At 72.3% G+C, this 25,837-nt stretch carries 22 protein-coding genes; 6 read left to right on the plus strand and 16 right to left on the minus strand.

The window, feature by feature from the left end; translation table 11 throughout:
• Nucleotides 1-27: 27 nt before the first annotated feature.
• On the minus strand, nucleotides 28-918 hold the full coding sequence (locus ACTMSW_RS13880; protein WP_441180999.1) for a LysR family transcriptional regulator: 891 nt from the start codon (nucleotides 916-918) through the stop codon (nucleotides 28-30).
• Nucleotides 919-999: 81 nt separating this feature from the next.
• On the opposite strand from ACTMSW_RS13880, the gene ACTMSW_RS13885 reads away from it, so the two are divergent.
• On the plus strand, nucleotides 1,000-1,980 hold the full coding sequence (locus ACTMSW_RS13885; RefSeq protein WP_441181000.1) for a DMT family transporter: 981 nt from the start codon (nucleotides 1,000-1,002) through the stop codon (nucleotides 1,978-1,980).
• 110 nt (nucleotides 1,981-2,090) lie between these two features.
• Here the strand turns inward: ACTMSW_RS13885 and ACTMSW_RS13890 are convergent, their stop codons facing one another.
• Together ACTMSW_RS13890 and ACTMSW_RS13895 are read right to left on the minus strand one after the other, a co-directional pair.
• Complete coding sequence (locus ACTMSW_RS13890) at nucleotides 2,091-2,801, minus strand: VOC family protein (protein ID WP_441181001.1); 711 nt, start codon at nucleotides 2,799-2,801, stop codon at nucleotides 2,091-2,093.
• A 56-nt stretch (nucleotides 2,802-2,857) separates the two neighbouring features.
• Complete coding sequence (locus ACTMSW_RS13895; protein WP_441181002.1) at nucleotides 2,858-3,448, minus strand: DinB family protein; 591 nt, start codon at nucleotides 3,446-3,448, stop codon at nucleotides 2,858-2,860.
• A gap of 67 nt (nucleotides 3,449-3,515) precedes the next feature.
• Between ACTMSW_RS13895 and ACTMSW_RS13900 the strand changes: the two genes are divergently transcribed.
• A complete protein-coding gene (locus ACTMSW_RS13900) occupies nucleotides 3,516-4,055 on the plus strand; it encodes a GNAT family N-acetyltransferase (RefSeq protein WP_441181003.1) in 540 nt (179 codons plus the stop codon).
• 40 nt (nucleotides 4,056-4,095) lie between these two features.
• On the opposite strand, the gene ACTMSW_RS13905 is transcribed toward ACTMSW_RS13900, so the two are convergent.
• A complete protein-coding gene (locus ACTMSW_RS13905) occupies nucleotides 4,096-5,217 on the minus strand; it encodes a helix-turn-helix domain-containing protein (protein WP_441181004.1) in 1,122 nt (373 codons plus the stop codon).
• Nucleotides 5,207-5,365: a hypothetical protein gene (locus ACTMSW_RS13910; RefSeq protein ID WP_441181005.1), complete on the minus strand. Its 159-nt coding sequence runs from the start codon at nucleotides 5,363-5,365 to the stop codon at nucleotides 5,207-5,209. Before ACTMSW_RS13910 ends, ACTMSW_RS13905 begins: the two co-directional genes overlap by 11 nt.
• Nucleotides 5,366-6,997: 1,632 nt before the next feature.
• Here ACTMSW_RS13910 and ACTMSW_RS13915 point away from each other — a divergent pair.
• Nucleotides 6,998-7,495: an NUDIX domain-containing protein gene (locus ACTMSW_RS13915; RefSeq protein WP_441181006.1), complete on the plus strand. Its 498-nt coding sequence runs from the start codon at nucleotides 6,998-7,000 to the stop codon at nucleotides 7,493-7,495.
• 42 nt (nucleotides 7,496-7,537) lie between these two features.
• On the opposite strand, the gene ACTMSW_RS13920 is transcribed toward ACTMSW_RS13915, so the two are convergent.
• The 5 genes from ACTMSW_RS13920 to glgX form a co-directional block, all read right to left on the minus strand.
• Nucleotides 7,538-8,080, minus strand: a complete 543-nt coding sequence (locus tag ACTMSW_RS13920) for a DapH/DapD/GlmU-related protein (RefSeq protein WP_441181007.1) — start codon at nucleotides 8,078-8,080, stop codon at nucleotides 7,538-7,540.
• Nucleotides 8,081-8,119: 39 nt separating this feature from the next.
• Entirely contained in the window at nucleotides 8,120-8,767 is a 648-nt protein-coding gene (locus ACTMSW_RS13925) for a maleylpyruvate isomerase family mycothiol-dependent enzyme (RefSeq protein WP_441181008.1), read from the minus strand.
• 174 nt (nucleotides 8,768-8,941) lie between these two features.
• The gene (gene treZ / locus ACTMSW_RS13930; RefSeq protein ID WP_441181009.1) at nucleotides 8,942-10,669 is read right to left on the minus strand and encodes a malto-oligosyltrehalose trehalohydrolase; all 1,728 of its coding nucleotides are present in this window, start codon (nucleotides 10,667-10,669) and stop codon (nucleotides 8,942-8,944) included.
• Nucleotides 10,666-12,981, minus strand: a complete 2,316-nt coding sequence (gene treY / locus ACTMSW_RS13935; protein WP_441181010.1) for a malto-oligosyltrehalose synthase — start codon at nucleotides 12,979-12,981, stop codon at nucleotides 10,666-10,668. Before treY ends, treZ begins: the two co-directional genes overlap by 4 nt.
• Before the next feature lie 3 nt (nucleotides 12,982-12,984).
• Nucleotides 12,985-15,102, minus strand: coding sequence for a glycogen debranching protein GlgX (glgX, locus tag ACTMSW_RS13940; RefSeq protein WP_441181011.1), 2,118 nt, complete (start codon nucleotides 15,100-15,102; stop codon nucleotides 12,985-12,987).
• Nucleotides 15,103-15,437: 335 nt separating this feature from the next.
• Between glgX and ACTMSW_RS13945 the strand changes: the two genes are divergently transcribed.
• Nucleotides 15,438-16,841, plus strand: coding sequence for a glycosyltransferase family 4 protein (locus tag ACTMSW_RS13945; protein WP_441181012.1), 1,404 nt, complete (start codon nucleotides 15,438-15,440; stop codon nucleotides 16,839-16,841).
• A 185-nt stretch (nucleotides 16,842-17,026) separates the two neighbouring features.
• Here the strand turns inward: ACTMSW_RS13945 and ACTMSW_RS13950 are convergent, their stop codons facing one another.
• From ACTMSW_RS13950 to ACTMSW_RS13965, 4 genes are all read right to left on the minus strand, one after another.
• The gene (locus ACTMSW_RS13950) at nucleotides 17,027-18,310 is read right to left on the minus strand and encodes a citrate synthase (protein WP_441181013.1); all 1,284 of its coding nucleotides are present in this window, start codon (nucleotides 18,308-18,310) and stop codon (nucleotides 17,027-17,029) included.
• Between the two features lie 310 nt (nucleotides 18,311-18,620).
• Nucleotides 18,621-20,711 carry a sulfatase-like hydrolase/transferase gene (locus tag ACTMSW_RS13955; protein ID WP_441181014.1) on the minus strand — a complete coding sequence of 697 codons (2,091 nt, stop codon included), beginning with the start codon at nucleotides 20,709-20,711 and terminating at the stop codon, nucleotides 18,621-18,623.
• The gene (locus tag ACTMSW_RS13960; RefSeq protein WP_441181015.1) at nucleotides 20,704-22,122 is read right to left on the minus strand and encodes a class I SAM-dependent methyltransferase; all 1,419 of its coding nucleotides are present in this window, start codon (nucleotides 22,120-22,122) and stop codon (nucleotides 20,704-20,706) included. The genes ACTMSW_RS13955 and ACTMSW_RS13960 overlap by 8 nt, the downstream gene beginning before the upstream one ends.
• Nucleotides 22,123-22,127: 5 nt before the next feature.
• Nucleotides 22,128-22,277: a hypothetical protein gene (locus tag ACTMSW_RS13965; RefSeq protein ID WP_357041133.1), complete on the minus strand. Its 150-nt coding sequence runs from the start codon at nucleotides 22,275-22,277 to the stop codon at nucleotides 22,128-22,130.
• 206 nt (nucleotides 22,278-22,483) lie between these two features.
• Between ACTMSW_RS13965 and ACTMSW_RS13970 the strand changes: the two genes are divergently transcribed.
• Nucleotides 22,484-23,338 (plus strand): arginase family protein, encoded by an 855-nt coding sequence (locus ACTMSW_RS13970; protein WP_441181016.1) that lies wholly within the window; start codon nucleotides 22,484-22,486, stop codon nucleotides 23,336-23,338.
• 70 nt (nucleotides 23,339-23,408) lie between these two features.
• On the plus strand, nucleotides 23,409-23,813 hold the full coding sequence (locus tag ACTMSW_RS13975; protein ID WP_441181017.1) for a VOC family protein: 405 nt from the start codon (nucleotides 23,409-23,411) through the stop codon (nucleotides 23,811-23,813).
• Here the strand turns inward: ACTMSW_RS13975 and ACTMSW_RS13980 are convergent.
• Nucleotides 23,803-24,492, minus strand: a complete 690-nt coding sequence (locus ACTMSW_RS13980) for a helix-turn-helix domain-containing protein (RefSeq protein ID WP_441181018.1) — start codon at nucleotides 24,490-24,492, stop codon at nucleotides 23,803-23,805. The genes ACTMSW_RS13975 and ACTMSW_RS13980 overlap by 11 nt on opposite strands.
• 114 nt (nucleotides 24,493-24,606) lie before the next feature.
• Nucleotides 24,607-25,836, minus strand: coding sequence for a glycosyltransferase (locus ACTMSW_RS13985; RefSeq protein WP_441181019.1), 1,230 nt, complete (start codon nucleotides 25,834-25,836; stop codon nucleotides 24,607-24,609).
• Nucleotide 25,837: the final 1 nt, after the last annotated feature.

Consider the following 25,837-nt stretch of genomic DNA (forward strand, 5'->3'; position numbering starts at 1 on the left):
GGTGCCGACAGCCCCCGCCGCGCATCATCACGCGGAGGCGGCAGCCTCCCGCAGTGCGGCGACCGCCGTCCGCACCGCCGGTGTGTGCTCCACCGCGTCGTGCACCACCAGCTGGATCGACCGGACCGGCGTCGGGCGGACCACCCGGACCGGGGTCACGCCGTGGGGCAGGTGTGCCGCGCCGAGCGCGGGGAGCACCGTGAGGCCGATGCCGGCGGCGACGAAGGCGAGCGCCGTGGGGTAGTCGTGCGCCTCGACCCGGAAGGCCGGGCTGAAGCCGGCGGCGGTGCAGGCCTCGATGAGGTTGGCCCGGCACCACCCGCGGGCGAAGTCGTTGTCGACCCAGCGCTCGTCGGCGAGGTCGACCAGGTCCACCTCCTCCTGCCCGGCGAGGCGGTGCCCGTCGGGCAGCACGGCCACGTACGGGTCGTCGAGGAGGTGGTGTGCGGTGAAGCCCGAACCGGGGTCGAAACCGGTACCCGCCACGACCACCTGCACGTCGGCGCGTTCCTCCCGACTGTCCGGGATGTGTTCGCGCAGTTCCAGGTCGAGCCGGACCCCGGGCAGTTCGGTGGTGACGCGCCGCACCACGAGCGGCATCCACGCGGCGCCCACCGATGCGAAGTACGCGATGGACAGCGCGCCGGTGCGCCCGGTCCGCAGGTCGGCGATCAGCGACTCGGCGGCACCGAGGCGGGCGAGCACCCGGTCCGCCTCGGCGGCGAGGGCGTGCCCGGCGGCGGTCGGCCGCAGGCCCCGCCCGGCTCGGGCCAGCAGGGTGAGACCCGTCTCGCGCTGGAGCGCGGTGAGGTGCTGGCTGACGGCGGACGGGGTGTAGCCCAGGTTGGCGGCGGCGGCCTGGACGGACCCGGACGCGACGACGGAGCGGAAGACCCGGAGGCGGTGGACGTCGAGCACGCCACAACGATAAAGCCAGACTGAATCGTTGTGAAGAAACAATCGCTGGTGCTGAACAATCGTGCCCACGAGAATCGCCCCATGACGTCTGCACAGCTCACCGCCGCCCCGAGCCGGCCGCAGGACACCGAGGGCGACCGCGACCGCGCGCCGTACACCCGGTCCGGGCCGACGGTCGCCGCCGCCGGGATCACGGTGCTCCTGTGGGCGTCGGCGTTCGTCGGCATCCGCTTCGCCGGGCACGACTACTCCCCCGGCGCCATGGCGCTGGGCCGCATGGTGGCGGCGTCCGTCGCGCTGAGTGTGTTCGTAGCGTTCACCGCCCGGCTGCGCCGCGACCGACCGCGGCCCACCGCACCGGGGCCGGACCGGCGTGCCGCCCTACCCCGGGGCGGCACCCTGGGGCTGGTCGCGCTCTGGGGCGTGGCCTGGTTCGGCGGGTACAACGTGGCACTCAACGCCGCCGAGCGCCTGGTCGACGCCGGGACGGCGGCACTGCTGGTGGCGGTCGCGCCCATCCTCGTCGCGGTGGCCGCGGTCCTCGTCCTGGGTGAGCGGCTCACCGGCCGGCTCGGCACCGGCGTGGCGATCGCCTTCGTCGGTGTCGCCCTGATCGCGGCCAGCGGCTTCACCGGGCACGCCGACAAGGTCGGGGTTGGCCTCGCCGTGCTCTCCGCCCTGCTGTACGCCTTCGGCGTACTGCTCCAGAAGCGCCTGCTGGCGCGGGTGGACGCCGTGACGATGACCTGGCTCGGTGCGCTGGCCGGGACCGCGGCCCTGCTGCCGTTCGCCCCCGCGCTCCTCGGGCAGCTCGTCGCCGCGCCGCTGTCGTCCACCCTCGGCATGCTGTACCTGGGCGTGTTCCCGACGGCGATCGGCTTCCTCGCCTGGGGCTACGTGCTGTCCCGCTGGACCGCGGGTCGCACCACCGCCGCGACCTACCTGGTCCCGCCGGTAACCGTCCTGCTGTCCTGGACGCTGCTGGACGAGGTACCGGCACCGCTGGCCCTGCTCGGCGGCGCGCTCTGCCTGACCGGCGTGGTCCTCGCCACGCGCCGCTGACGCCAGGCCGACGCGGCGAACGCGATGTCCCTCGCGCGCGATATGCCTGTCAGGCATAAATATGTCCCTCAGTCATATCGCCATCCCGACATCTTCCTGCCGGGTCGCCCCTACCGGTCGGTCTCCCGCACGCAGAACTCGTTCCCGTCGGGGTCGGCCAGCATCACCGTGCCGTCCGCGCCGATCTCCGGACGGGTGGCCCCGAGGGAGCCGAGCCGGTCGACCTCCGCCTGCAGGTCGACACCGGTCACGGCGAGGTCGAAGCGCTGCCGGTTCCTGCCCGTCTTCGGGGCCACGGGCGGGCCTCCCCAGGCGACCTTCGTGCCGCCGTGCGGTGACTGGATCGCGGTCTCCTCGTCCTGGTCCCACACCAGCGGCCAGCCCAGCGCCTCCCTCCAGAAGAGACCGACCTGCCGGGTGCCGTCGCAGGCGACCTCCCCGAGCAGGCCGCATCCGGCGAGGTAGTTGTTGCCGGGCTCGGTCACGCAGAACTCGTAACCCTCCGGGTCGGCCAGGACGATGTGCCCCTCCTCGGGGCGCTGCCCGACGTCGAGGTGGCCGCCGCCGAGCCGCAGAGCCGTCGCCACCCTGTGCTGCTGGTCGTCCGGGCTGGCACTGGTCAGGTGGAGGTGCATGTAGTTCGGCCGCACCATCTCCGCGTCGCCGGGGGCGAACCGGAGGCTGACCTGGGTGTCGTCGCCGGGCAGGAGCACACCACCGGCGTCCTCGACGATCTCCCGCCCGAGCATGCCGGCCCAGAACTGCGCCAGGCGAGCCGGGTCCTGCGCATCGTAGGTCACCGTCAGCGTTCGCGTTCGCATCACTGCACGGTAGTGACGGAACAGCAGGACGACAACGCAATAGGCCGGTCACCGGGTCAGGCCGACAGGCGTGGTCCGACTGCCCTGGCGGCCCGCTCGATCTCTGTACGTCTGGCCTCCCAGAAGGCCGCGTCGCGCTGCTGGTCGGCGTACCCGGCTGCGGTCCCGGTGGAGCCGTCGAGCTGTTCGCGCAGGATGTCGGCGTGACCGGCGTGCCGGCTCGAATCGTTGAGGATGTGGACGAGGACGGCGAACAACGTGACCTGCGGCCGCGGCCACCAGGGCACGTGGCCCGGCGCGTCGACGGCCAGAGCGGTGATCGTCGCGTCCGAGTGGGCCCACACGCGACGGTATCGGCCGGTGATCTCCTGGCGCGTCTCGTGCTCGGTCGCCCACATGTCGGTGCCGCGCGCCTCGGCGTCGTCCCAGGGGGCCAGCGGTTCGGGGAACGGCCGTCCGAAGACCTCGCCGAGGTACCGGGCCTCCCACACCGACAGGTGCTTGACCAGGCCGAGCAGGTTCGTGCCGGTCGCGGTGAGGGGGCGGCGTACGTCGTACTCGCCGAGCCCGTCGAGCTTCCAGAGGAGTGCCTCGCGAACCTCCCGCAGCTCGGTGTGCAGATACGACTTCGCGAAGTCATCGATCATGAACCATGAGCCTGCCACGTGCTCCCGGCGGCCTCAAAGCCGGCAGGTCGTCTGTTAGCGTCGGGCCGTGTTCGCCACCGAACGGGTCCGACTGCGCCCGCCCACGCCCGACGACGCGCCGAACCTGTTCCGCCTGAAGGGCGATCCCGACCTGCACCTGATCACCGACGGCGAGCCGTTCGTTCCGCGCCACGTCGGCCAGCTTCGGGCCTGGCTGGAGCGGCAGGTCATCGAGCCGCCCGACAGCCAGTCGACGGTCCTGCTCCTGGCCGAGACGGTAGCCGACAGCACGTTCCTGGGTCGCGGCGTGCTCTGGGGGATCAACACATTCAACCGGTACGCCCACCTCGGCATCGCGCTGGTCCCCGAGGCGCGCGGTCAGGGATACGGGGCCGAGGTGATCCGGCTGCTCTGCCGGTACGGCTTCCGTAACCGCAATCTGCGCCGCGTGGAACTGGAAACGCTGGCCAGCAACGTCGCCATGCGGCGGACCGCGGAGGCGTGCGGCTTCACGCACGAGGGCACCCAGCGGGAACGCGAGTACGACGGCGACGGCTTCGCCGACTTCGTGCTCTACGGCCTGCTCCGGCGCGACTGGACGTCGTAGTCGGCGCGCACCGCCGCCTCGGCCGGCGGCGGGCGAGACGTCAGCGGGTCAGGCCGACCAGCGTGGCCAGCCGCGCCACCCCGGCCGGCGCTGGGTGGCCGCGGGCGACCTCGGCGATCACCGTACGCGCCGACGGCCGGCACCGGACCTCGGCCGGCGCGACGGCATCAGCCTCGACCAGCGCCCGGGCCGCGCCACGCAGGTCACCGACCTGGAGGTACGCCCGCGCCACGTCCACCAGGTACGCGGCCCGGTGTTCGGCCGGCAGCCGCCGCCACCCGTCCCGCCGCACCGCCGCCGCGTGCCGCCGTACCGCCTCCTCGACGTCCCCCAGCTCGACCGCCGCCACCACCCGGGCCAGCTCGACGGCGGTCGTACCGAAGCCGGTCCGGTGCAGGTCGTCCCCGCCGCGGATCCGCGCGGCGATGTCGGCGGCCTGCTCGGTCAGCTCCCCCGCCCGGCTGCTGTCGCCGCAGCCCGCGGCGGCCAGGGCGGCCTGGAGCAGCAGCGTCCCCTGCACGGCCCCCGGGCCGACACGGCTGGCGGCAGCCAACGTCGCGGCGAGGGCCAGCCGGTGCCGTCCCGACGCGCGCAGCGCCGCCCCGACCGGCACGGCCGCCGTCGCGGCCAGGACCGGGTCGCCGCCCGCCGCGCCCATCGCCCGGTCGCCGGCGAGCCACGCGAGATCGGCCTCGCCGAGCTTCACCAGCAGCGACGCGGTGATCCGGTACGCCGGCACCAGCAGCTCCGGCCCCGTGCCGTGCGCGGTGTCCAGCAGCCCCGGCAGCACCCGCACCAGCTGCGCGTAGTGCCCGTGCTGGTAGGTCAACCAGGCGTACTCGACGTGCCGCCTGACCTCACCTGTCGGCTTCTGAGGGGTGTTGTCGTAGCGGGCGAGGGCGGCCCGGATCTCGTCCACGCCGTCCAGCCCCTGTTCGGTGGCCGGTGCGGGATGCGGGCCGAGCAGCGCCATCGGGTCGACACGCAGCACCTCGGCGATTTCCTGGATCAGCGGGTACCGGTCCAGCGTGCGGACACCCCGCTCGACCTTGTCCACCCAGGACTTCGACCGGCCGAGCCGGTCGGCGAGCATCTGCTGGGTCATCCGCCGCCGTACCCGCCAGCGCGCCACCCGGCGACCGATCGGCAGCTCACCGGTCACGCTTCCACCGCCGGTCCGGGACCGCACGCGTCGGGTCGTCCGTCGGTACGCGGTCCTTCTCGGCCTGGTCGAGGAGGCGCTGTTTCGCGGCCTCCCGCTCAGCCGCCTCGACCTGCTCGCCTCGGCTCGGTGAATCTTCGCCTGTCATCGCTACCTCCGTCAGCGTTGGGCGTGGCAGCAGGTCTGATTTCCTCTCGCCACCGCCCGTGGAGTCCTGCGGCCAGCCAAATCGACTGCTGATCGGCCGACCAGATGGCGAGCGATGCGCGCGGTTGCGCTGCTCGGTGCCGGGGTTGCGCAGGGTTGCGCCGTTCGGTCATGTGAGCATCGAGGCCCATAGGATTATCACTGCAAGTAGCCAGTTGATAGCTGGAGGCCCACGATGGCGCGGCCGGTCACGAACACAGCCTTCGAATCCCTGCTGTACGACGCCGGCTATGGCAACGCCCACGCTGCCTTCGCACGTCAGCTCAACCTCGCCGGCCGTGCCTACGGCGGATGGCGCTATGACGCCGCCAGCGTCTACTGGTGGCTGCGGGGTCGCCGTCCCGCTGAGCATGTCCAAGCCACCATGGCCGACGTACTCGCCCGCAAGCTCGGTCGTCCTGTCGCCGTCGCAGCGCTGGGATTCGCCGCCAGCCCCTTGACCGGAGAGGTCCGCTATCCCACTTCCGCCGGCCACGCGGTCGATGCCGCCGAATCACTCTGGTCGACGCTCAGCAAGCCGGTCGATAGGCAGTCCGACGAGGCGTTCAGCAGCGGCAAAGCTCTGCAAGCCGCGTTCGGGTGGCGGTACGACCTCCCTGACGAATCGGTCAGCCACACTGGTCGACAGCAGGTCACGCTAGTCGACGTCCAGTCCCTGTACGCCCTCGTCGACCACTTCACCGATCTCGATCGACGTCATGGCGGTGGCTCCCCACGCACTCGGACGCTCATGGCCGACTTCCTCGTGCGGCAGGTCGTCCCCATGCTGCACGGCACCTACACCGACACAGTGGGTCGCGACCTCATGCGGGCCACCGCGACACTCTCCGGCCAACTCGCCTTCATGTCTTACGACGCGGGCGACCACGGCATTGCTCAACAGCATCTGACTGTCGCGCTGTCTGGCCAAAGCCGCCAACGACCGCCTGTACGGTGCGCATCTGCTCGCCAATCTCGCCACCCAGGCTGTCTACCTCGGTCATGCCCGGGACGCCGCCCGTCTCGCCGAAGCTGCTATCGATGGCGCAGGCCGCGCCCCAGCCGCCGTCCGCGCCCGGCTCTACACGACGGCGGCCAGCGCATACGCTCGATCGGGCGAGCAACGTGCCTGCCAGGCCGCGCTTACCAAGGCCGAACGTGCCCTCGACCGGGCAGATTCTGGCTCAAGCCCACGCTGGGCCGACTATTTCAGTCCGGCGCACCTGGCCGGTACTGCCCTGAAGTGCCTGAGCGACCTACGCCTGTACCGGCAGGCCCTGAGACGGGCACCCGACGCGCTCACTCTCGGCAGCCAGAACGTCCGGACCCGCGTCCTGCACCACGCCCTCATCGCCACCACCCATGCCTTGACCGGAGACATCGATGCCGCCTGCGGCTGGGGCAATGAACTCCTAGGCCCGGTACGTGGCATCCACTCCGTCCGCGTAAGACACCGTATCCACGAACTCGTTACGACCCTCACCCCTCATCGCACGATGCCTCAGGTCAATGAACTCCTGCTGCATCTGTCCGCCTCCGCAACGCCCAATTGACGCGGGGCCACAGCGGGACCGTCTCGGCTAGCGTCACCGAGGTGACCTGGACGGAGCCTGCCATCTGGTATGCCAACCTGCCCTCCTTCTACGCCGCCGCAGCTGCCTTCATCACAGGTCCGGCCGGCGAGATCCTGCTCGTCAAGCCCACCTACCGCGATCATTGGGCATTCCCGGGAGGCTATGTGGACGAGGGCGAATATCCCCACGTCGCGTGCGCCCGCGAAATCTCCGAGGAGCTGGGCGTCACTCTGGCGGTGGGCGAGCTGCTCGTCGTCGACTGGGCGCCTGCCGCTGGCCTACGTCCCCGTGCCATCGTCAGTTTCACCTTCGACTGCGGAAAGGTCACCGACCTCAACGACGTTCACCTGTCCAGCCACGAGCTGGAGGATGCCGCCTTCTTCTCGCCACCGGACGCCGAGCGGCGTCTTCCCGAGAACGTCGCCCCACGGGTTGGTGCTGCCATGCTTTCCCGGGACCGTCGTGCCCCGGTATACCTCGCTGGCGGTTCGGCTACAAGGTCGGGCGACGTCTGGTAGATGCTGCCATGGCGCGCTGTTGAGCGACGGGAGGACAGGTCCTCACCACCGTCGGTGCACCGTTGCTTTGGTGCCGGTCACCAGGCTGGCCGGCGGAACGTCGTCGGCCACGACCGCGCCTGCGGCGATCACCGCGTCACGGCCGATGCTGACGCCCGGCAGGATCGTGGCACCGGCGCCGATCCACACGTTCTCGGCCACGTCGATGGGCGCGCCCGTGAGGTACAGCCGCCGCTCGGCAGGATCGACCGGGTGGCCGCTGGTGATGAAGGTGACCTTCGGGCCGACCATCACGCGCTCGCCGAGTCGGATACCGGCGTAGTCCAGGAACGTGCAGTTCTGGTTGATGAAGACACGCTCGGCGAGGTCGAGGTGGAGGCCGTGATCCGTGTAGAAGGGCGGATAGATCGTCACTCTCGCCGGCAGTGGCTTGCCGAGGATCTGTGCAAACAGAGCCGCCTTGCCCGCTTCGTCATCGAAGGGCAGGACGTTCAGGCGGGAGGTGAGCTCGGTGACCCGCAGGACCCTCTCGGCCATGGCCCGGAACTCGGCGCTGTGGATGCGCATGAGACGGTGGCTGGACATGCCACGACCCTTCCTGGGGAACCGGTAACCAAGCAAGTCTCAGACTGAGGTACACCGCTCACGCAGGGTGGACACGCCGGGGCCGGTGAGGTCGCCGCAGTAGGCATGCCGGCCGGCCATCACCATGACCAGTGCGAGCGTGGTGCCGCTCGCGAGGGGACCCGAGCCGGTCGCGAACGGTCCGTCGGTCGCCTGGACGCGCAGGCCGTCGATGGCGCTGCGACCGGCCACGGTGAAGTCCCGCTGGGCGTAGAAGCGGGCGACGGGGGTGACGGACTCGATCGCGGGCGTGCGCGCGATGCCGAGCGGACGCCGGATGTCCTGCGCGTGCACGATCACCTCACCGAGCCATGCCTCGGTCGGACCGAACGTCGACGTCGTGCTGGTGATGATGCGGCGGAACCGCTCCAGGGTCTCGGCCGGGGTGGCGCCTCGGCGCTCGGCGAGACGCCTGTCGTTGTGCAGCCCGAAGTCGAACCGGGCGGCCAGGGCACTGGCCAACCAGCGCAGCCGACCGACGCTCGCCGCTGCCGTCAGGTGGGCGACGACCTCCTCCACCGTCCACCGACCGCACAGCGACTGCTGCGCCCACTGCGTCGCATCCAGCGAAGCGAGGTCGTCGGCGAGGGCGGCGCGCTCGGCGTGGGTGGCGGCCCACAGGGCCTCGCGAGACAGGACGTCGGACATGGGGCCCTCCACGGGTCGGCGTGCAGACACCGGGACAGACGTCACCGCAGCGGTGAACTCATCGGTCCGGCGCCGAGATCCACTCGATGTCACGGACATCGGGGCATCCGACTCGGTCGGACACCCCGATGTCACCGACAGCGAGTCGATCAAGGCCGAGCCAGCGCGCCGTCCTCAGAGCGCGACGATCGCCGCCGTCTCCGCCGGCAACTGGATCCGGTCCCGCATCACGGTGACCCCCTCGCCGGTGGCCAGCAGCACCCGCCGCACCACCCCCGGCAGCGAGATCCCCTGCGCCCGACCGGCCAGGTTCGCCACGACGAGGCACTCCCCCCGCCGCATCACCAGGAACTGGTCCCCGTGCCGCACGTCCACCGCCGACAACCGCGGATCGGACAGGTCGGCCCGCGCCTTCCGCAGCGCGATCAACCGCCGGTAGAAGTCGTACATCTCGCGGTGCTCGGGCTTGTTCAGCTCCGCCCAGTCCAGCCGCGACCGTACGAACGTCTGCGGATCCTGCGGGTCCGGGACCTCGTCCGCGCCCCATCCGTGCGCGGCGAACTCCCGCTTGCGCCCGGTCGCCACGGCGACGGCCAGCTCCGGCTCCGGATGCGAGGTGAAGAACTGCCACGGCGTGGACGCCGCCCACTCCTCCCCCATGAACAGCATCGGCGTGAACGGCGCCGTCATCAGCAGCGTCGCGCCCACCCGCAGCAACGCGGGCGACAGCGACGCCGAGAGGCGGTCGCCAACCGCCCGGTTGCCGATCTGGTCGTGGTTCTGCAGGTACGCCACCAGCCGGTGCCCCGGAAGCCGCTGCCGGTCCACCGGCCGCCCGTGATGCCGCTGCCGGAACGACGACCAGGTCCCGGCGTGGAGGAAGCCGCCGGTCAGCACATCGGTCAGCGCCTCCAGCGACCCGAAGTCCCCGTAGTAGCCCTGCCGCTCCCCCGTCAGCAGCGTGTGCAGCGCGTGGTGGGCGTCGTCGTTCCACTGGGCGTGCAGCCCGTACCCACCGGCCTCGCGCGGGGTGATCAACCGGGGGTCGTTCAGGTCGGACTCGGCGATCAGCGACAGCGGCCGACCCAGGTGCGTCGACAGCGACTCCACCTCGACCGCGATCTCCTCCAGCAGGTGCGTCGCACGGGAGTCGGGCATGGCGTGCACGGCGTCCAGCCGCAGCCCGTCGACGTGGTAGTCGCGCAGCCACATCAGCACGCTGTCGACGATGTAGCGGCGTACGCCGTCGGAGTGCGGACCGTCCAGGTTGACCGTGCGGCCCCACGTGTTGGACTGCTCGGTGAGGTACGGCGCGAACATCGGCGCGTAGGCCCCGGAGGGCCCGAAATGGTTGTAGACGACGTCGAGGATCACCCCCAGCCCCTTGGCGTGGGCGGCGTCGATCAGTCGTTTGAGCCCGTCCGGGCCGCCGTAGGGCTCGTGCGGGGCGTACCAGCAGACGCCGTCGTAGCCCCAGTTGTACTCGCCGTTGAAGGCGTTGACCGGCAGCAGCTCGATCATGTCGACGCCGAGGTCGACCAGGTGGTCGAGGCGGCCGATCGCCGCGTCGAAGGTGCCCTCCGGCGTGAACGTGCCGATGTGCAGCTCGTACAGGACACTGCCGGGCAGCTGCCGGCCGGTCCACCCCTGGTCGGTCCACGCGAAGGCCGCGTGGTCGTAGAGCCGGCTCGGCCCGTGCACCCCGTGCGGCTGCCACCGCGACCGGGGGTCGGGCAGCGGCGTCTCGTCGTCACCCAGCAGGAAGGAGTAGTCGGGGCCGGCGTCGGGCACGTCGACCCGCCACCAGCCGTCAGGGTGGGCCCGCATGTCGTGGTCGTCGGCGTCGGGCAGGCGCAGGCGGACCCGGGCGGCGTCCGGCGCCCACACCGCGAATTCGGTCATGAGGCGGCCTCCACGGACTCGGTGAGGGGAGCCAGCAGCGCGACGGGATAGGTGGCCAGCAGTTCGGCCAGAGAAGTCTCACCACCACTGTAGACCTGCCCGGTGAACACGTCGGTAACCGTGTTAACCGGAAATGACACGATCGTGTGACCCCAGCCGCCGGAGCGGGCCAGGGTCAGCGGCAGGCGGGTGGCGACGGCGATCGCGCCGCCCCGGTCGAAGGCCACCGCGTGCCGGGACGCCGGGCCGTGCACGGGCATCGGCCGGTAGGTGGTGAACAGCTCCGGGTGGTCACGGCGCAGCCGCAGCGTCCGCGACACGACGAGCAGCTTGGCCGCCCCGCCGGCGTCGACCGCCGGCCGCCGGCCGCCGTCGAGACCGGCCAGCAGATCCCGGCGTACGGCGAAGTCGACCGGCCGGCGGTTGTCCGGGTCGACCAGGGAGTTGTCCCACAGCTCGGTGCCCTGGTACGTGTCCGGCACGCCGGGCATCGCCAACTGCACCAGCTTCTGCCCCAGCGAGTTCGACCAGCCGGCCGGGGCGATCTCGTCGGCGAACGCGGTCAGCTCGGCGTGCAGTTCGGGCTCGTCGTACATCGCGTCGACCATCGCGTGCATCGCGTCTTCGAAGGCCGGGTCCGGATCGGCCCAACTGGTGGAGACCGACGCCTCCCGGGCGGCCTTCTCCGCGTACGCGTGCAGGCGCTCGCGCTCGACGGGCCAGGCGCCGACGGCGGTCTGCCACAGCAGGTGGGCGAAGGCCGGGTCGGGCAGGGTGACCCGCCCCATCCACCGACCGACCTGCTCGGCCCAACGGCCCGGCAACTCGCTGAGCACGGCGAGCCGGGCCCGGACGTCCTCGCCGCGCTTCGTGTCGTGGGTCGAGAGCGTGGTCATGGCCGCCGGCCAGCGCCGGTGCCGGGCGCCGGCGAAGCGGTGGAACTCCGCCGGCGCGGTGCCGAAGTGGGCGGGGCTGCCGCCCACCTCGTTGAGCGCGATGAAGCGGCTCCACCGGTAGAAGGCGGTGTCCTCCACCCCCTTGGCCATCACCGCGCCGGTGAACTGCGGGAAGCGCTTGGCCAGCTCGTCGTCCGGGTCGCGCAGCCGGCGGGTGATCGCGTCCAGTGCGCCGGTCAGGTCCGGGCGGCGGCGGCCGGCCTCGGAGCGGGCGGCGGCGAGGTGCCGGGCGCCCTCGGGCGGATAGCCGCGGTAGACGGCGAACGCCGCGGCCAGCTCGGCCAGCGCCGCACGGGCCGCGTCCCGGTCCACGTCCGGCGCCAGCGCGGCGAGGCGGGTCAGTTCGGCCGACAGCAGTCGGGTGGCGGCCTCCAGCTTCGTGGTGTGGGTCAGGTCCTCCCAGGAGGTGTGCCGGCCGGTGATCCGGGCGTCCAGGGCGGTAAAGTCCGACTCCGCGTCGGGGTCCACGAACAGGCCGCACACCGCCGACAGCGCCTCGTACCCCGTCGTGCCGTCGACCGGCCAGTCCGGCAGCTCCTCCCCGTACTCCAGGATCTTCTCCACGACCAGCCACGCCTGCGGCGCGGCGGCGCGCAGCCGCGCCAGGTAGCCGGCGGGGTCGCGCAGCCCGTCGGGGTGGTCGACGCGGATGCCGTCGATCTCCCCGGCCTTCGCCCAGGCCAGGACCAGCTCGTGGGTGGCGGCGAAGACCTCCGGGTCCTCCACCCGCAGGCCGGCCAGGTCCGAGACGGCGAAGAAGCGGCGGTACGTCAGCTCGGCGTCGCCGCGCCGCCAGGACACCAGCTCGTAGTGCTGCCGGTCGTGCACCTCACGCGGGCTGCCCTCGCCGGTGCCGTCGGCGATCGGGAAGCGGTGCTCGTGGTACCGCAGCTCCCCCTCGACGACCTTGAGGTCGTCGAGGGCCTCCGGCGCGTCGGCCAGGATCGGGAGCAGCAGCCGGCCCCGGTCCCAGTCGATGTCGAACCACCGGGCGTACGCCGAGTCGCGTCCCCGGCGCAGCACGTCCCACCAGGCCGGGTTGGCGGCCGGCTGGGCCACCCCGGCGTGGTTGGGCACGATGTCCACGACCAGGCCCAGCCCGGCGGCGCGCAGCGCCCGCAGGAGGCGCTGCCGGCCGGCCTCGCCGCCGACCTCCGGGTTGACCGCGCGGTGGTCCACGACGTCGTAGCCGTGCGCCGAGCCGGGGGTGGGGGTCAGCAGGGGCGCGCTGTAGAGGTGGGTGACACCGAGGTCGGCGAGGTAGTCGGCGAGCCCGGCGGTGGTGTCGAGGTCGAAGCCGGGGCGGACCTGGACGCGGTAGGTCGACGTGGGGGTGGGGCGGGGGGTGTCGGGCATTGCTCAGACCGTCCTCTCGAGGACCACCAGGGAGCGGTCGGGAACGGTGAGCGCACCACCCGCCTCGACCACCGTCGTCTTCTCCGGATCCGGGTCGGCGGTGCTGATCACCAGCTCCCACCGCTGGCCGAACTCGACCGGCGGCAGCGTGAAGTCCAGCGGCGCGTCGTGGGCGTTGAAGCAGAGCAGGAAGGAGTCGTCGTGGTGGCGCTGGCCGTACTGGCCGCGCTCCCGGATGCCCTCGCCGTTGACGAACAGCGCCACCGAGCGGCCGAAGTCGTTGCCCCAGTCCTCCCCGGTCATCTGACGGCCGTCCGGGGTGTACCAGGCCAGGTCGGGCAGCGGCTCGTCGACCTCGGGGCCGCGGACGGTCAGGCCGGTGAAGAACCGGCGGCGACGGAACACCTGGTGCCGGCGGCGGAAGGCGACCAGCCGCCGGGTGAAGTCCAGCAGGTCGGTGTCCAGGTCGTCCCAGTCGATCCAGGCCAGCTCGCTGTCCTGGCAGTACGCGTTGTTGTTGCCGCGCTGGGTGCGGCCCAGCTCGTCGCCGTGCCCGATCATCGGCACGCCCTGGGAGAGCATCAGCGTGGCCAGGAAGTTGCGCCGCTGCCGGGCCCGCAGGGCGAGCACGCCCGCGTCGTCGGTCTCGCCCTCGACGCCGCAGTTCCAGGACCGGTTGTGGCTCTCCCCGTCCCGGTTCTCCTCGCCGTTGGCCTCGTTGTGCTTGTCGTTGTACGACACCAGGTCGTTGAGGGTGAACCCGTCGTGGCAGGTGACGAAGTTGATGCTGTGGAAGGGGCGGCGCCCGTCGTCCTGGTAGAGGTCGGCGGACCCGGTGATCCGGGAGGCGAACTCGGCCAGCGTCGCCGGCTCACCGCGCCAGAAGTCGCGGACGGTGTCGCGGTACTTGCCGTTCCACTCGGTCCACACCGGCGGGAAGTTGCCGACCTGGTAGCCGCCGGGACCGACGTCCCACGGCTCGGCGATGAGCTTGACCTGGCTGACCACCGGGTCCTGCTGCACCACCTCGAAGAACGTGGAGAGCCGGTCCACCTCGTAGAACTCGCGGGCCAGGGTGGCGGCGAGGTCGAACCGGAAGCCGTCGACGTGCATCTCGGTCACCCAGTACCGCAGCGAGTCCATGATCAGCTGGAGCGAGTGCGGGCTGCGGACGTTGAGGCTGTTGCCGGTGCCGGTGTAGTCGACGTAGTACCGCCGGTTCTCCTCCGAGAGGCGGTAGTAGCTGTGGTTGTCGACGCCCTTGAAGCTCAGCGTCGGGCCGAGGTGGTTGCCCTCGGCGGTGTGGTTGTAGACCACGTCGAGGATGACCTCGATGCCGGCGGCGTGCAGCGCCTTGACCATGCCCCGGAACTCCTGCACCTGCTGGCCCAGACGACCGAGCGCGGAGTAGCCGTGGTGCGGGGCGAAGAAGCCGATGGTGTTGTAGCCCCAGTAGTTGCGCAGGCCCAGGTCGGCCAGGCGGTGGTCGTGCACGAACTGGTGCACCGGCATCAGCTCGATGGCGGTCACGCCGAGCGTCTGCAGGTGCTCGATCATCGGCGGCGAGGCGATGCCCGCGTACGTGCCGCGCAGCTCGTCCGGGATGTCCGGGAGCCGCATGGTCAGGCCCCGCACGTGGGCCTCGTAGATGACGGAGTGGTGGTACGGGATGCGGGGCGGCTTGTCGTTGCCCCAGTCGAAGTACGGGTTCACCACCACGGACTTCGGCATGTAGGGCGCCGAGTCGGTGTCGTTGCGCGTGTCCGGGTCGCCCAGCTGGTAGTCGTAGACCGCCGGATCCCACTCGACGTCCCCGTCGATCGCCTTCGCGTACGGGTCGATGAGCAGCTTGTTCGGGTTGCACCGCAGGCCGTTGGCGGGGTCGTACGGGCCGTGCACGCGGTAGCCGTACCGCTGGCCCGGCTCGATGCCCGGGATGTAGGCGTGCCAGACGTACGCGTCGACCTCGCGCAGCGGGACCCGCCGCTCGACCCCGGTGTCCCACTCGTCGAACAGGCACAGCTCGATGGACTCGGCCACCTCCGAGAAGATCGCGAAGTTGGTGCCCATCCCGTCGTAGGTGGCCCCCAGGGGGTAACGCTCACCCGGCCAGACCTGCATGTCGCTCCTCAGTCCCACGATCATGAGCGCACACCGCACCATGAGCGCACCACACGGTGGGGACCGGCGGCGCGCAGGCGCCTTATTGCCCCACAGTCTCGAACACGAATCCATCCGTTCGGCCGATATCCGTAATCCACCCGCCTGATGCGTGGTAAACCTTTAGGTGTCGTCCGTCACGTTGACCCCTTTCGAGGTGCGGGATCGCGCGGGATGGCCTTTGCTTGTGCGCGGGACGCGCCCACGCGTCGCCACTCGGCCTTCGGCCACCCCACGCACCCTCTTCTGCCGTCGACGGCGCCGGCGCGATTCACCATGCATGGACGGAGACTGATGTGACGACCCTGCGGGTCGACGTACCGCCCACCACCGCCGCGGGCCGCAAGCACCGGCCCACCCTTACCTCCCGGCCGCAGACCCCGGTGGCGTCCGGGTCCGGTGTCGCCCCGCAGCCCCGCCGCATCCTGATGCTGTCCTGGGAATACCCGCCGGTACTCGTCGGTGGGCTCGGCCGGCACGTGCACGCCCTGTCCGTGGCGCTGGCCGCCGCCGGCCACGAGGTCACCGTCGTCACCCGGCACGTCGACGGCGCCGCCCTGGAGGAGTACGCCGACGGGGTCCGGATCGTCCGCGCCGCCGAGGACCCGGTCACCTTCCCACTGGCCACCTCGTCGCTGCTGGCCTGGACCATGGCGTTCAACCACACGCTGACCCGCGCCGCCCTGCGCGCCACCGAGTCCCAGTCGTACGACGTCATCCACGCCCACGACTGGCTGGTCGCGCACACCGCGATGACCCTGCGCGAGCACCTGGACATCCCGCTGGTCAGCACCATCCACGCCACCGAGGCGGGCCGCCACCAGGGCTGGCTCCCCGAGGAGATGAACCGCACCATCCACGGCGTCGAGCAGTGGCTGTCGACCGAGTCGGGCCGGGTCATCGTCTGCTCCGGCTACATGCGCAACGAGGTGACCGGGCTGTTCGGCGTACCCGGCTCCCGGGTCGACGTGGTCCCCAACGGGGTCGAGCCGCACCGCTGGAAGGTCTCCACGCGGGCGGTGCTGCGGGCCCGCGAGCGGTTCGCCGGTGACGGTCCGCTGGTCACCTTCGCCGGTCGGCTGGTCTACGAGAAGGGCGTCCAGCACCTCATCGCCGGTCTGCCCCGGCTGCGCGAGCAGCACCCCGGGCTGCGGGCCGTGATCGTCGGCGACGGCCCGTACCGCGCCGAATTGGAGGCCGAGGTGCACCGCCTCGGGCTCGGCGACACCGTCAGCCTCCCCGGCTTCCTCGGCGGCACCGACCTGCCGGCCGTCATGGCGGCGTCGGACTGCTTCGCGGTGCCCAGCATCTACGAGCCGTTCGGCATGGTGGCCCTGGAGGGCGCCGCGGCCGGCGCTCCCCTGGCCGTCTCCGCCACCGGTGGCCTCGCCGAGATCGTCGAGCCGGGCGTCACCGGGGTGACCTTCCGGCCGCAGGACCCCGACGGGCTCAGCGAGGCCGTGCACGCCCTCCTGTCCGACCGCGAGCAGGCCCGCCGGCTCGCCCGCCGCGCCCGCGCGATGGTCCACGAGAAGTACGGCTGGTCGGCGATCGCCAGCCGCACCGCCGCCACCTACGCGGCGGCCATCACCCAGTCCCCGCAGTTCGCCACCGAGCGCGGCGCCCAGCGGATGGCCCACGGCCGGGCGCTGCCCACCCTCCCCGAAGGCAACCTGCTCGCCGCCGCCGGCCTCCGCTGAGGGTGTAAGGAAGGGCCCCTTCTTAACGCCTCGTGTCGAGGAAGGGCCCCCGCTTAACAGGCGCCGGCAGGTGCACACGACGAAGGGCGCCGACCCGATGGTCGGCGGCCTTCGTGTTGGCTCCTGATGTTAAGAAGGGGCCCTTCCTCTACCGCAGGCGTTAAGGAGGGGCCCTTCCTTACACCTCAGCGCTCGTCGACCGGGACGTACGCCCGCTCGGGGGAGCCGACGTAGACCTGCCGCGGACGGCCGATCTTGGTCTCCGGGTCGTTGATCATCTCGCGCCACTGGGCGATCCAGCCGGGGAGCCGGCCCAGCGCGAACAGCACCGTGAACATCTTGGTCGGGAAGCCCATGGCCTTGTAGATCAGGCCGGTGTAGAAGTCCACGTTCGGGTAGAGCCGGCGGGTGACGAAGAAGTCGTCGGCGAGCGCGATCTCCTCCAACTCCATCGCGATGTCCAGCAGCGGGTCCGGCTTGGCCATCCGGCCGAGCACGTCCTGGGCGGCCTTCTTCACGATCGCGGCGCGCGGGTCGTAGTTCTTGTAGACCCGGTGGCCGAAGCCCATCAGCTTGACGCCGTCCTGCTTGTCCTTGACCTTGCGGACGAAGGAACGGACGTCGTCGCCCTCGGCGTGGATCTTCTGGAGCATCTCCAGCACGGCCTGGTTGGCGCCGCCGTGCAGCGGGCCGAACAGCGCGTTCACGCCGGCCGAGACCGAGGCGAAGAGGTTGGCGTTGCTGGAGCCGACCAGCCGGACGGTCGAGGTGGAGCAGTTCTGCTCGTGGTCGGCGTGCAGGACGAAGAGCATGTCCAGCACCTTCGACATCACCGGGTCGACCTCGTACGGCTCCGCCGGGACGCCGAAGGTCATCCGCAGCAGGTTGTCGACGTACCCCAGCGAGTTGTCCGGGTAGAGCAGCGGCTGCCCGATCGACTTCTTGTACGCGTACGAGGCGATGGTCGGGACCTTCGCCATCAGCCGCACCGTGGAGATCTCCACGTGCTCGGAGTCGAACGGGTCCAGGCTGTCCTGGTAGAAGGTCGACAGGGCGCTGACCGCCGACGAGAGCACCGCCATGGGGTGCGCGTCCCGGGGGAAGCCGTCGAAGAAGCGGCGCATCTCCTCGTGCAGCAGAGAGTGCCGACGGATCCACTCGGTGAACTCGGTGAGCTGCTGCTGGGTGGGCAGCTCGCCGTAGATGAGCAGGTAGGAGACCTCCAGGAAGGAGGACTTCCCGGCCAGCTGCTCGATCGGGTACCCGCGGTAGCGCAGGATCCCCGCGTCACCGTCGATGTACGTGATCGCGGAGGAGCACGCCGCGGTGTTCACGAAACCGGGATCGTAGGTGGTCATCCCGGTTTCCTTCAGCAGCTTGCTCACGCCGATGCCGGCGGGGCCCTCGACCGCGTTGTGCACCGGCATCGAAAGCTGCCCACCGGGGTGATCGAGCTTGACTTCCGTCATGTGGTTCCTCGCTTCGCCGGCAGATCTTCGTTGAATTGCCTTCGCTTTTACCGTAATCGGGGTCTCGGGGATACCGCCCGCCGTGGTTCGGCGGTGAGGTATGCATCACCCGATTCCCGACCTGCCGGCCGGGAAACCCCCTCGGTTCCGGGTACGCCGCCTGCCGGAGCGCGGCGGGCGTGAGGCATGGGAACGGTACCGGTCGGGGTTGGCGGCCGGTGCGCGAGGTCGATCAAGAGCTGGCAGCGGTGTTAAGCGGGGGCCCTTCCTCTACCGCAGACGTTAAGCGGGGGCCCTTCCTTACCACTCCTTACATCGCTGACAGGGTGAGGCGGCGCAGGGAGTTGTCGGGGGCGACGCGGTAGACGTCGAGGCGGTTCGCGCCGGCCTGGTAGAGCCGGTCGTCGGCGAGCAGCGCCGCGAAGCGGCGGCCTCCGGTGTCGCGCGGCACCACCGGCACGACCGCCCCGATGCGGCCGTTGACGGCGAGCGCGAGGGGCGTTCCGTCGGGTACGTCGTCCGGCACGTCGCCCCAGACGAGTGCGGGCAGCTCGCCGGCGTCGGGGTCCACGGCACGGAACGCGCCGAGCCGGGCCACCTCGGCGGTACCGCCGCCGGGTCGGTCACCGACGGTGGTGCCGACCAGGGGGTGCGGCGTGGGCGGCGGGAGCGGGCCGGGCACGCCGCCGGTGATCGGGGTCGGCTGGGCGGGACGGTCGTAGAAGACCTTGCCCGGGTCGGTACGCGGGCGCTCCCGCGCGGACCGCCCGTCGACCCGCCACGGCAGCCGGATCCCGGCCTCGTCGGCGACGGTCGGCAGCAGGTCCACGTGCTGCCAGTTCCGGTCGTCGACGCGGCCGGCGCGCTGTCCGGGGCTCTTGACGAACAGTGGCACCCAGGCGACCTCGTCGGCGGCGGCCCGGATCGCGTCCATGCCCCGCCCCTGGGCGCCGGGGGTGAAGCTCACCCCGTGGTCGGCGGTCACCACCACCAGTGCCCGGTCGTAGAGGCCGGTGGCGCGCAGGGTCCGCAGCGTCTCGCCGATCAGCCGGTCGGTGTACCCGAGCTGCGCGAGGTGGCGCTGCCGGGCCAGCTCCGTCCAGCCGCCGGCGCCGTCGTTGGGCAGGTCCTCCGGCGCGTCGTACCGCGCGCCCGACGGCAGGAACGACCACGGCGAGTGGGGCATGAGCAGGTGCAGGAAGTGCAGGGCGGGCCGGGGGGTGGGCCGCAGCCCCGCCAGGAAGCTGGTGAAGCGGGCCGGCTGGTTGTCGTCGAGGTTGTCCCAGCGGAACGTCGGGTCGGCCGGCACCGGTTCGGCGGCGTTGACGCCCGCCTCGGCCCGGGTCCGCTCCCGGTAGGAGTCCTCCGGGTCGACCCGGCTGTCGACGGGTGCGGCGATCCGGCGCAGCAGCGTCCCGGTCTCCCGGACCAGCACGCCGAGCCCCTGCTCCGGACTGACCGGTGTCTCGCAGCGGCTGGGCGGGCAGAGCCGGGTGATGCTCTCCTCGGCCCGAATGTCGTAGAGGCCGCCGAAGGCGGTGAAGAGGTTGTCCGGGTACTGCGCGTAGTGCGGCGCGACGCCCTGGGCCGGATACCGGCCGGTCAGCATCGCCGGCAGCGCGTAGGGGGTCCACCCGCTGACGCCGGTCGCGTTGCGGTACCAGGTCGAGCCGCCGGCGAGTTCCGCGAAGTGCGGGAACCGGGCGGCGTCGACGCGCCCGTCCGGGCCGAGCAGGGACACCAGCGGCAGCTCGTCGAGGATCAGCATCACCACCGGCGGGTGGACGTCGCTCTGAGCCGTACCGGCGGCGCCGCCCTCGCCGCGCGGCAGCACCACCGCCGAGGTCGGCGAGGCGAAGAGGAACAGCGCCACGAAGACCAGCGGGCCCGCGCCGGCCAGCCGCAGCACGTGGCCGGGTGCGCGCCACCGCCGGTGGGCGGCCGCGCCGGCGACGCCCACCACCGCCGCCAGCAGGAGCAGCGGTACGCCTCGCAGCGGAGTGACGTGTCGGCCGACCTGGATCGCGGCGGCGGCCAGCAGCAGTCCCACGACCACGGTGTGCGTCACCGCGCGGGCGGCCGGGCCGGCCAGCCGGGACAGTGCGCCGAGCAGTCCGACCGCGAGCGTCGGTAGGAGCGCGACGAGGGCGAGCAGCAGCAGGATCTCGCCCGGGTCGGCCCGGTGGAACAGGAAGAAGTCGGGGCTGCGGCCGAGCACGTCCAGCACCGGCTGGGTGACCACGAGCCCGAGCAGGCCGGCCACCTCGGCCAGCCGGCCGAGCTCCCGCCGCCAGCCGCGCCCGGGTCGACCGGACCTCCCCGTCGTGCCGCCCGCAGTGTCGCCGTCGGCTCCGCCGGGCGGTGACCGGTCGGGGAGAGCCGGTGTTGCCGGCTCAGTCACCCACGACCGCCTCGTAAAGCGTGCGGGTGCCCGAGGGCAGGTCGAGCCGGCGCGTGATCCGGCAGCGACCGGCGAGGGACCGCTCGAACGCGTCCCGCCGGTAGTCGGGGAAGAGTCCGTCGGGTTTGTTGGCCAGCAGCCGCCGGGCCATCGGGTCCTCCGGGTGGACGAACTCCGCCACGAGCCGGGCTCCGGGTGCGGCGAGCGCGACGAGCCCGTCGACCACCTCGGGCAGTGGCACGTTGCGGCCGATCGCCAGGTGGTGCACGACCGCCAGGGCGAGTACCACGTCGGCGTGGGCGCGGTCGGCGAACGAGGCCCGCTCGACGCCCCGCCAGCCCCCGCCGGGGGACGGGTCGGCGAGGTCCATGACCAGCGGCAGGATGCGCCGCTCCCCCTGCGCGCGCAGCGTCCGGTACAACTCGTCGACCACCGTCGGGTCCTGCTCGACCGCGACGACGTGGTCGGCGTGCCGCGCGGCCAGACGCGCGTACCGGCCGTCGTTGGCACCCAGGTCGAGCACCAGGCGGGCGCGGGGACCGGCCGTCAGCGCCTCGGCGACGAAGCGTTCCTTGGCCGCCCGGTCGTCGGCCGTGTAGCCACAGGTGCGCTGGTAGTCCACCCAGTGGCTGGCCGCGCCCCGACGGTCCAGGCGGCGGACCAGCTTCTCGATGCCGCGTACGGTGGCCAGGGCCAGCTCGCGGGAGTAGCCGGCGGCGCGCAGCTGGGAGCGCACCTCGGCGGTGCTCGCGTCGGCGTTGCGCCGCTGCATGGCGCCGTGCAGGTGGACGTGGGTGAGCACCCCCGGCAGCAGTCGCCGGGTGCCGCCGAAGAGGGGGCGCATCTGTTCCGGCTCGATGCCGTCGACCCGGGCCCGCAGCCAGGGCTGGAAGTCCAGTCCGAGGTGGGCGCCGAGCAGCAGCGGGTACAGCAGGGTCTGGCAGAACTGCCGGTAGCCGGCCCACGGTTCGCCGTCGCGGGCCGGCGTGAAGGAGCCGACGTCGATGAAGACCGGCTCCGCGCCGCGCCACTGGAGGTTGTACGCGGACCCGTCCTTGGTGGTGAACCCCTCGGGCAGGGCGGCGCGCAGGATCTCCAGGTGCAGCAGCGCGGCGTCGCGCAGCATGGCGAAGGACCACTCGTAGGGGTGGGAGACGAAGGGGATCCGCTCGTGGCGCAGCACCGCCGCCCAGCCGTGCGGAAGCGGCGCCGGCTCGACCTGCTCGGTGCCGCACACCTTGCCGGCGGCCACCAGCGACGGGAAGAACCCGCTCGCGGCGAGGGCCCGCCACTGCACGGCCGCCTCCTCGTCGAGCCCGCGGAGCACGTCGTCACCGAGGTGGAAGACCCGGTTGGCCGGGTCGCGGAACGAACCGGGCTCGGCCCGCAGTCGCGGGTCGGAGATCGCCATGCCGGTCAGCGCTGGTCGGTGGGCTGCCGGCGGAACCGGTCCACCAGGCGTCGCCAGTAGAGCTTGGCCGCCACGGCGGCGCCGGCGACCCCGCCGACCACCGCCTGCACGATCAAGCTGCCGGATCCCGCGTCCAGGTAGGCCAGGTGGTCCACCGACCGCTCCTTTCCCCTCACCGTCTCGAACCCGGGCACGCTTGAACGCCCGCTATGCGGGTTTTAAGGCAGTACGCCGGACTTGTCTGACACCGTACGCCGCTTCACGGTCGGAGGAGACCCACACCGGACACTCCACCCGGCGTCTGCGGCGACCTTCGCGGTACCCACCGTCCGGCCGGTCACGTCGGACTACCTTCGACGGCATGCGATGGTCGGTGCTGGACGCCCCGCTGGAGTCGTCCGGCCGTGGGCGGGGCGAGCGGCGGGCGCCGGTGGCGCTGCGCACGGCGGGACTGGTCGCGCGGCTCGGCGCCGAGGACGCCGGGGCGCTGGCCACGGTCATCACCGACCCGGTCCGGGACCCGGAGACCGGCGTGATCGGCGCGGAACAGGTCCGCGAGGCCATCCGGGACATCTCCGCGCGGGTGATGGAGTTGAACGCCGCCGGCCGGCACCCGCTCGTCCTGGGCGGCGACTGCGGGATCCTGCCCGGGATCCTCCTGGGGCTGCCGTCCGGCTTCGAGCTGTGGTTCCTCGACGGGCACGCCGACTTCCACGACGGGCGGACCTCCCCCACCGGCGAGGTGGCGGACATGGACCTGTCGCTGGTGACCGACCACGGCCCGACGGGCATCCTCGACCGCGAGGGCCCGCTGGTCGACCCGGACCAGGTCCACCTGCTCGGCCACCGCCCGTCCGCCGGCGCCGAGAGCGTCGCGGAGGCGGCCCGGGTGGACCCGGCGATCCACCAGGTGCCGGCCGACCGGCTGCGCGGCCCCGACGCCGCCCGGGTGGGCCGCGAACTGGCCGCCGCCGGCGCCAACTTCGCCTGGCTGCACCTCGACCTGGACGTCCTCGACCCGCTCGTGCTGCCCGCGGTGACCTACCCGGAGCCGGGCGGGCTGGACTGGTCGGACCTCACCGCGCTGGTCACCCCGCTGGTGCGGTCCGGCCGGCTGCTCGGCGTGAGCGTCGCCGACCTCAACGCCGACGAGGATCCCGACGGGCGGCACGCGGAACGCGTCGTGGACGTCCTGGCGGACGTCCTCACGGCCTGAGCGTCCGGCACGCCGACCGCTGTCCGTTTCGTTCAAGACACGACCGTGCGGCCACCCTAGCCTCGGGTTCATGGCACCTCGACTGGACTACGTCGGCATGGTCGTCGCCGACATGGCGCGCAGCCTCGACTTCTACCGACGCCTCGGACTGGACCTTCCTGCCGAGGCGGACCACTCCCCGCACGCGGAGGTGACCCTGCCCGGCGGCACCCGGGTGGCCTGGGACACCGTGGACGGCGTCCGCGAGTTCGGCGGGTGGACGCCGCCGACCGGGAGCGCCCGGATGAGCCTGGCCTTCCGGTGCGCCGATCCGGCGGAGGTGGACCGGTACTGGACGGACCTCACCGGGGCCGGTTTCCACGGTGAACTGCCGCCGTGGGACGCGACCTGGGGGCAGCGGTACGCGGTGCTACGCGACCCGGACGGCAACGGCGTCGACCTGTACGCCCCGCTGCCGGCCACGGTCACCGACTGAGCAGCGCCGCCGGTGGCACCCCGGCCAGGTCCCGCACCTCGCGGGTGAAGTGGGCCTGGTCGGCGTACCCGGCGCGAGCCGCCACCGCCGCGAGGGGAAGGCCCGCGTACGCCAGGGTCAGCGCCCGCTGCATCCGCAGGACGCGGGCGAGGGTCTTCGGGGCGTACCCGAACAGCTCCCGGCCGAGCCGGTGCAGAGCACGCGGGTGGAGGCCGACCTCGGCGGCGGTCGCGGCCACCGTGGCCCCGGCGGCGAGCGAGGCCGCCACCCGGAGACCGCGCGGGTCCGGTCCGCCCGCGGCGGCCAGGCGGGCGACGGCGACGGCCTCCAGACCGGCGGCCGTCGGACGTTCCCCGAGCCGCTCGGTGAGGTCACCGGCGGCGCGGCCCCACAGCGCGTCGAGCGGTACCCGCCGGTCCCGCAGCTCGTGCGCGGGAACCCCGAACACCGCGGGCCCGACGCCGGGGGGCAGCCGCAGGCCCAGCCACCGCTCCCCCGGGACGGACGAGGTCAGGTACGCCGTGCGGTCCGGGCCCGCCACGAGCAGCCCGCGCACACTCGACCAGAGCAGGTCGAGGCAACCGTCGGGCAGCACGCGGGTCGACGGGGCGTTCGACAGCACGTGGCTGGTCCACACCACCGCCCCGGCGATCGCCACCGCCGGCCGCTCCCGGTACACGCCCCCACTCTGCCACGACAACACCCCCCACCCACCCCGTTGATCAAGAGGTTTGCGTCAGGATCCGCGAGCGATCTGACGCAAACCTCTTGATCGACACGGGAGGGGGGTGGGTCAGGTTCGGTGGTGGTGCATGGCCAGGCGAAGGAGGACGAACCGCAGCACCGTCGCGGCGAGGTTCGCGGCCACCAGCACCGCGAGCTCGACCGGTCGGGCCGGTACGGCGCTGACGGCGTGCAGCACGGCGAGGGAGCCGCTGGTCAGCGCCAGGCCGAGCCCGAAGGCCAGCAGTCCCTGGAGGTGGTGCCGGCCGGCGTGCCGGCGGCCGGCGATACCGAAGGTCAACCGCCGGTTCGCCGCCGTGTTGGCCACGGCGGTGACCAGCAACGCCAGCAGGTTCGCCGCCTGGGCGCCGAGCGCGCCCCGGGTCGCCACGAACAGCAGCAGGTACGCGCACGTGCTGGCCACCCCGATCGCGGCGAACCGGGCCAGCTGCCGGGGCAGGCCGACCGGCACCTGCGCGGGCGGCGGCGTGAGCGGCGCCCGGCCCAGTTGGTCGCGCAGCTCGGTCAGGGGCAGCGCCCCGGTCGCCAGCGCCCGGCCGAGCCGGCCGATGCCGCGCAGGTCGGCCAGGGCGGTGGCCACGATGTCCACCCGGCTGTCCGGGTCGTCCACCCAGTCCACCGGCACCTCGTGAATACGCAGGCCGGCCCGCTGGGCGAGCACCAGCAGCTCGGTGTCGAAGAACCACCCCGTGTCGCGTACCAGCGGGAGGAGTCCCTCGGCGACGTCCGCCCGGATCGCCTTGAAGCCGCACTGGGCGTCGGAGAACCGGGCCGCCAGGGTGCCCCGCAGCAGCAGGTTGTACGCCCGGGAGATGACCTCCCGCTTGGCACCCCGTACCACCCGGGAGGTGCGGGCGAGTCGGGTGCCGATGGCCAGGTCGGAGTGGCCCGAGATGAGCGGGGCGACCAGCGGCAGCAGTGCCGCCAGGTCGGTGGAGAGGTCCACGTCCATGTACGCGAGCACCGGCGCGGACGACGCCGACCAGGCCGCCCGCAGCGCTCGGCCGCGCCCCTTCGCGTCGAGGTGCAGCACCCCGACGCCGGGCAGTTCCGCGGCGAGCGCCTCGGCGACCTTCAGGGTGTCGTCGACACTGGCGTTGTCGGCGATGGTGATCTGGAAGGGGTACGGGAAGTGCCCGCTCAGGTGCGCGTGCAGCCGCCGGACGCACGGCTCGAGGTCGGTCTCCTCGTTGTGGACCGGCACGACCACGTCGAGTACGGCGGTCGGGCCGGTCGACCGGGTCTGGACGCCGGCCCGCGGGCTGGTGGAGCCGGTCATG

It is taken from the genome of Micromonospora sp. BQ11 (assembly GCF_052068135.1).
Taxonomy (GTDB): domain Bacteria; phylum Actinomycetota; class Actinomycetes; order Mycobacteriales; family Micromonosporaceae; genus Micromonospora.